The organism is Cellulomonas sp. P5_C5 (genome assembly GCF_054049655.1).
Map to the genome: position 1 here is coordinate 104193 of NZ_JBFULY010000012.1, position 6098 is coordinate 110290.

5 protein-coding genes and 1 pseudogene are annotated in these 6098 nt (G+C 77.3%); 2 read left to right on the forward strand and 4 right to left on the reverse strand.

All coding sequences use genetic code 11. The annotated features are described in order from the left end of the window. Nucleotides 1–38: 38 nt before the first annotated feature. Both ACXJKF_RS12470 and ACXJKF_RS12475 read right to left on the reverse strand, forming a co-directional pair. Entirely contained in the window at nucleotides 39–314 is a 276-nt protein-coding gene (locus ACXJKF_RS12470) for a hypothetical protein (RefSeq protein ID WP_456788028.1), read from the reverse strand. 1 nt (nucleotide 315) lies between these two features. Then, nucleotides 316–687: a DUF3499 domain-containing protein gene (locus tag ACXJKF_RS12475; protein WP_456788029.1), complete on the reverse strand. Its 372-nt coding sequence runs from the start codon at nucleotides 685–687 to the stop codon at nucleotides 316–318. Between the two features lie 75 nt (nucleotides 688–762). On the opposite strand from ACXJKF_RS12475, the gene ACXJKF_RS12480 reads away from it, so the two are divergent. After that, complete coding sequence (locus tag ACXJKF_RS12480; RefSeq protein WP_456788030.1) at nucleotides 763–1260, forward strand: metallopeptidase family protein; 498 nt, start codon at nucleotides 763–765, stop codon at nucleotides 1258–1260. A 21-nt stretch (nucleotides 1261–1281) separates the two neighbouring features. Beyond that, nucleotides 1282–2157, forward strand: coding sequence for a glycosyltransferase family 2 protein (locus ACXJKF_RS12485; protein ID WP_456788031.1), 876 nt, complete (start codon nucleotides 1282–1284; stop codon nucleotides 2155–2157). A gap of 1 nt (nucleotide 2158) precedes the next feature. Here ACXJKF_RS12485 and ACXJKF_RS12490 read toward each other — a convergent pair whose 3' ends face one another. Both ACXJKF_RS12490 and ACXJKF_RS12495 read right to left on the reverse strand, forming a co-directional pair. Further along, entirely contained in the window at nucleotides 2159–3808 is a 1650-nt protein-coding gene (locus ACXJKF_RS12490) for a DUF5719 family protein (protein ID WP_456788032.1), read from the reverse strand. After that, a pseudogene (locus ACXJKF_RS12495) lies at nucleotides 3805–6098 on the reverse strand (glycosyltransferase family 2 protein); the annotation flags it as partial. The pseudogene ACXJKF_RS12495 and the gene ACXJKF_RS12490, both read right to left, overlap by 4 nt.

The following is a 6098-nucleotide window of genomic DNA, read 5'->3' on the forward strand; positions in this document are numbered from 1 at the left end:
GCGGCCATCGTACCGGGGGCCGCGCGCTGCTCAGCAGGTCAGGAGTCGCCGCCCACGACGTCGTCGCGGTCCAGCGGCACGCCGTTCCCGTCGAGGGGGAACCAGTTGCGCTGCTCGCACGCCGGGCACGAGACGAAGACCACCTGCCGACCGTCCGTCAGAGCCATCCGGATCCGGGTCAGGTCGGTCTCGCCGCACCGCAGGCACGCCGCGGTCCCGGGCACCCCGGGGCCTGACGGCTGGCTGATCGAGCCCAGCGGCTCCCCCGCGCGCTCGGCCCGGGCGCGCGCTGCCTCTCCCTTGCGGCGGGCCACGTCAGCCCTCGCCCCGCAGCACCCGCAGGTGCCCTCGACGGGGTGCGTCATTCAGCACGGCGCCCACGGCCTCCGGCAGGGGCGCCGGCTCCGGCTCGGTGCGCCTGCCGGCCTCGCGCACGGCGTCGGCCAGCGCGAGCAGGTCGTCCCGGCTCGGCGGCGCGGGCGTGAACTCGGGCGTGAGCCGGACGACCTCCCACCCGCGCGGGGCCGTGAGTCGCTCGGCGTGCTCGATGCACAGGTCGTACGAGTGCGGCTCGGCGTGCTGCGCCAACGGGCCCAGCACCGCGGTCGAGTCGGCGTACACATAGGTCAGCGTGGCCACGGCCGCACGGCCACAGGCCGTGCGCGAGCACTGCCTCACGGATCTCACGCGCTGACCGTACCCCCGAGCGGCGACAGGCCGTGTCCCCCACGCCGTCGCCCGTCCGCGATCTACAGTGCACAGGTGAGCTCAGCACCGCCCCCGCCCGCCCGTCGGCCCCCCGGCGTCGGTCGTCGCTCCGTCGCGCTGCCGTCGGCGGCCGTGGTGCCGGTGCGTCGTCGTGACCGGCGCGGACGCGGACCCCGCGGGCCGCTGATGCCGAGCACGATGCCCGCCTACCGCACCCGTGCCGAGCGGTTCGACGACCTCGTCCTCGACGCCGTCGAGCGGATCGAGCGGACCTGGGCGCGTCAGCTGCAGGGCACGGAGTTCGCGGTCGAGGACGTGCCGCCGTCCAACCCGGCGCCGTGGGAGCACGGCGGCGTCCCGCTGGGCCGGTACTTCCCGCCCGACGCGGGGCTGCCCGCCCGCATCGTGATCTACCGCCGGCCCGTCGAGTCCCGCGCGAGCGACCCCCTCGACCTGGCCGACCTCGTGCGGGACGTCGTCGTCGAGCAGGTCGCCCACCTGCTCGGCCGCTCGCCCGAGGACGTCGACCCGCGGTACGGCGACGCCGGCTGACGCCACTAGCCTGTCCGCACGATGACCGACTCTCTCTCCGCCCCCGGCACCACCCGTCCCGACGTCCGGGTGGTGTGCGTCGTCTACCACCCCGGCGACGAGCTCGCGACGTTCGCACGGACCCTGGCGACGGCCTCGGCGGCGTCCGTCGAGCTCGTGATCGTGGACAACGGGACCGATCCGACCGTCGCGCGCGCGGTGGCCGACGAGTTCGGGGCACGTCTCGTCTCACCGGGGGCCAACCTCGGGTACGGCGGTGGCGCCAACCTCGGCGCGACGGGCAGCACGGCACCGTGGCTCGTCGTCGCCAACTCGGACATCGAGTGGCAGCCCGGGTCCCTCGACGCGCTCGTGGACGCGGCTCGGACCGAGCCGCGCGCCGGGGCCGTCGGGCCCGCCCTGCTCAACACCGACGGGACGGTCTACCCGTCGGCGCGCGAGCTGCCGTCGCTGACGCAAGGGGCCGGGCACGCGCTGTTCGTGCGCGTCTGGCCGGGCAACCCGTGGACCCGCCGGTACCGCGCACACGAGGGGGACGCCGGGACGCGCCGGGCTGCCGGGTGGCTCTCGGGGGCCTGCCTGCTGCTCCGGCGCGAGGCCTTCGAGGGTGTCGGCGGGTTCGACGACGACTACTTCATGTTCTTCGAGGACGTCGACCTCGGCGAGCGGCTCGGCCGTGCCGGGTGGACCAACCTGTACGTCCCGCAGGTGCAGGTCACGCACGTCGGGGGCACGTCCTGGCGGGCCAGGCCGGCGGCGATGATCTCCGCGCACCACGCGAGCGCCGCCCGGTACGTCCGGCGCCGGTACCCGCACTGGTACCAGTGGCCGGTCCGCCGTGCGGCGGCCCTGGGGCTGCGCCTGCGTGAGCGCGCGGAGCTGCGCTCCGCGGGGTGAGTCAGCGGGTGCCGAGCCGCGGGTCCTCCCGCACGGCGACGTCGGGGGTGGTGCGCGGCACCGGCACGGGGTCGAGCACCGAGACGAGGACGCCGTCCGGCTGGTTGTCCTCGGCGAGGAGCGCCCAGGCGACGGCCACCTTCGCGTCCTCGTCGGTCACCAGGTCCACGCCGACGACGCCCGCCGGGGCCCCTCGGCCTCCGGTCGACATGCCGGGCTCGGGCACCTCGACGTCGCCGGTCCCGGTCGCGAGCTTGTCGACCGACCACACCCCGGTCGTGCCGGCGGCCAGCCGCAGCCGGCGCTCGGCCAGCACGGAGCCGTCGGCGCCCAGGAGCCGCAGCGTCGCCGTCGCGGTCCCCTTCGCCGCGGGGTCCTTGCCGGTGGCGACCGCCCCGACGACCAGCTTGCCGCGGGTGCCCGACGGGATCGCGACGACGCCGCTGCGACCCACCGCGGTCGACGCCGCCCACGCCCGCTCGACGCTCGGCACGTCGTCCAGCTCACCGACGGAACCGGGCCGACTGAGCACCGCGGAGGCCAGCACGGGCTGGTCGGCGTCGACGACGACGGTGTAGGAACCGGCCGGGAGGCCACCCAGCGGCACGTCCGTCACCTCGCCGGGCGCGAGCGCGACGGACGCCGCACCCGGGAGCTCGGTGACGCCCGCGTCCCCGAGCAGCGTGACGTGCGCCGTCGTGCCGGTGTCACCGGGCGCCAGCAGCCGCAGCGCGGGCGCCGACGCGTCGCCCACCTTCGACGCGACCACCGAGAGCCCGGGGACGACCTGACGTCGGGAGGGCGCGTCCCCGGGGACGACGAGCTCCGTGCCCGCCGGGGTGAAGCCGTCGAGGGCCGAGTCCTGCACGTGCACGCCGACCCGCCCGCCCGTGGCGGAGACGTGCACCGCCAGCCGTCGCTGGTCGGCGGCGATCCCGCCGAGGACGATCACGCGCTGCGCGCCGGGCGCCACCAGGAACCGTTCACCGGTGAGATCAGCAGGACCGGACGGCCCCCAGATGGTCAGGCCGACCTCGGCGGGGGTCGAGCCCGCGTTGCTGAGCACCAGCTGGGCCGTGCTCGACAGGTCGGTGGCGCCACCGAGCAGCCACGCGTCGGCCGTCGGCTGCTGGCACGAGGCCGCCGCCAGGCCGCGCAGGTCCCCGGCCGTGACCAGTCCCGCGCTCGCCGCGGCGACCCGGGCCGGAGAGGACCCCGGCTCGGCGCGGACCACGAGCGGGCCGGTCACGCCCTCCACGACCGCCGCGGTGCCGCCGGGAGCCAGCGTCGCGGTCACGGCCGACCGGTCGAGCGGGGTCACCGTCCCGGCGGAGCTGCCGTCCCGGTCCGGGACCGACGTCACGACGGTGACCGTCGAGACCGGGTCCACCGGGGTCGGGTCGAAGGCCGAGTCACCCCGGCCGGTGTCGTCCGGCAGGATCAGCGCGCCGGGGCACACGAGCGTCGACGCTGTCGGCGGGACCGGCACCACGGTCGTCGCCACCGCGTCGTCCGTGCCCGAGCCCGGGACCCGGGCACCGGCGACGACCACGACGACGGTCAGCCCCAGGACAGCGAGCCCGGACAGCGCCCGGGCACCGCGCGCGAGCCACACCTGCGCAGGCGTCGGCACGGGTCGGACGGCGCTCATGCGCGTATCCCCCGACGCCGGCGCACCGGGACCGCCAGCAGGACCGTGACGAGCGCGACGAACGCCTGGAGCGCGAGCCAGATCCCCCGGTCCGGGTCGTCGTACCGGACGACGAGCTCTCCGGACTCGGCGCCGAGGGCGAACGTCTGGCGCCACCCGTCGTCGACCGACCGCAGGGACCGGCCGTCGAGCGTCGCGTGCCAGTGCGGGTCGGCGCGCTCCGCCAGCACGAGCAGCCGCTCCGCCTCACCCGCGGGGACCACGGTGTCGACGGCACGGCCGGAGGACGCGACCGCCAGCGCCGCGGCGGTCGGGTCGGCAACGTCGACGCTCGCCGGCAGGATCCGCGCCCACGCGGGGACGACCGTCGGGGCGGCGACCCCGGCCGCGGTGGAAGTCGCCTGGACCCGCCAGAGCGTCCCCGTGGCGTTCTGGGTCACTCGCTCGAGACCGGCCGTCGAGTCGAGCCGGCTCACGAGCTCCTCGCGCTGCGCAGCCGCGACCTGCGGCGCGACCCCGCCGAGGTCGTGCGGCAGCGGCGGCACGACGACGTCGGCCACGGCGAGCGCGGCCAGCTCGCCGGCGACGTCGCCGGTCGCCGCCGACGCCAGGCGTGCCACGAGCGCGTCGACCTCGCTCGTCGCGGCGTCGTCGGCGGCCACCTCGGGCGACGTCAGGTCGCCGCGCAGGGTCCGCGTCGACTCTGCGGCGGCCTGGTCCACCAGCTGCGCACCGTCGGCGCGCATGAGCTGCCACGTCACCGTCGACGCACCGGCGTCAGAGTCCTCGGCGGAGGGGGCGACGCTCACCGCGAGCACCCGCGACGACAGGGCCGACGCCTGCGCCTGCTGGCCGACCGCAGGAACGATCGCCCGCTCGACCGCGCGCAGGGGCACGGCGTCGCCGCTGCGCGCCTGCCACGTCCACGAGCCGAGCCAGACCGCGGGCACCACGACGGCCACCGCGGTCAGGAGCGCGATGACCGGCTGCCGCCACCCGAACGTGTAGCCGGCGAGCCGCTCGCGCAGCCGGTCCGCGCCGAGGACCGCGGCGGCGAGCAGCCCGACACCGGCCAGCGACAGGGCCGGACCGGCCCACCCGTACGCGAGCACGTCGTCCGAGACCGCGACCGGGATCGCGACGACGACGGTCGCGGTCGCCACGCCGAGGACCGCGACGAGCCAGGCTCCGCGCACCGCCCGCGCGACGGGCGCGCCCCGCAGGAGCGCCAGCCCGGCGAGCACCAGCACCACCGCACCGAGGGCGAGCGGCCAGGCCGTGGCCATGGCGGTCGGCAGCGCGTCGGGGACGAGCGACGACGCGTCGGTCGGGAGGCCGAGCAACCGGCTCACGGGACCGGCGTCGGACGACGCAGCCGGCAGACCCGGGTCGGCGACGAGCAGCCGCCACCCCGCCAGGCCGCGCCCGGCGGCCTCGACGAGGGTGGGACCGAGCAGGACGAGCGCCGGGACGGCGACGAGCAGCACCCGGCCGCGCCGCCGCGGGGCGCACAGCGCCACGACGCACAGCGCGAGCAGGCCGGGGACGAGCAGGCCGGGTGCGCCGGCGACGGCGAACGCGAACGCGATCGCTGCCCCGGCCGCCGCGGCGACGGACCCGGTCGGATCGGGCGAGCCGACGAGCTCGGGCAGGGCAGGCTCGGGCTCGGGATCGACCTCCGCCGGCGCTTCCTCGGACACCCGCGGCGTCGGCACGGTCGGGGTGCCACGGACCGGCGTCTCGACCGCAGCCTGGTCGACGTCGTCGTCGTCGGCACGCTGCGCGGTCGCCACACCCGACAGGACTTGGTCCACGCGCTGCACGCCGACCGCGCGGGCGAGGCCCAGGGCCACCCACGGCAGCATGACGTGCGCGACGACGGCACCGAGCCGACCGTCGCCGAGCCCCAGCAGCAGCGCGGGAGCGCCTGCCCAGACGATCGCCGCCCACGCCCGCACGCCGACGGACCGCGTCGCGGCACCGGCGGCCGCCCAGGCGCCCAGGCCCGCGAGCAGGACCGAGCCGAGCAGCAGCAGCGCCACGGCGGTCGACGACGAGCCGCCGGACAGGATGGTCGGCACGGTCAGCGCGGTGAGCAGCGCATCGGCGGGCCCCGGGCCCCCCAGCCCGCCGGCGACCCAGCCCGACGTCGCGGCGGACCACAGGTCACCCAGGTGCGCGGCGGTGGGCAGCAGCGCGGCGCCGACGAGTCCCGCTCCCCCGGCGGCGGCAGCGACGAGCGGACCGAGTCCGACGCCCGCCGCGGCGACGAGGACGGTCACCACGACAG

Coding starts and splice junctions, on each gene's coding strand:
- ACXJKF_RS12485 (WP_456788031.1), top strand. CDS start 1,282: ATGACCGACTCTCTCTCCGCCCCCGGCACCACCCGTCCCGACGTCCGG.
- ACXJKF_RS12490 (WP_456788032.1), bottom strand. CDS start 3,808: ATGAGCGCCGTCCGACCCGTGCCGACGCCTGCGCAGGTGTGGCTCGCG.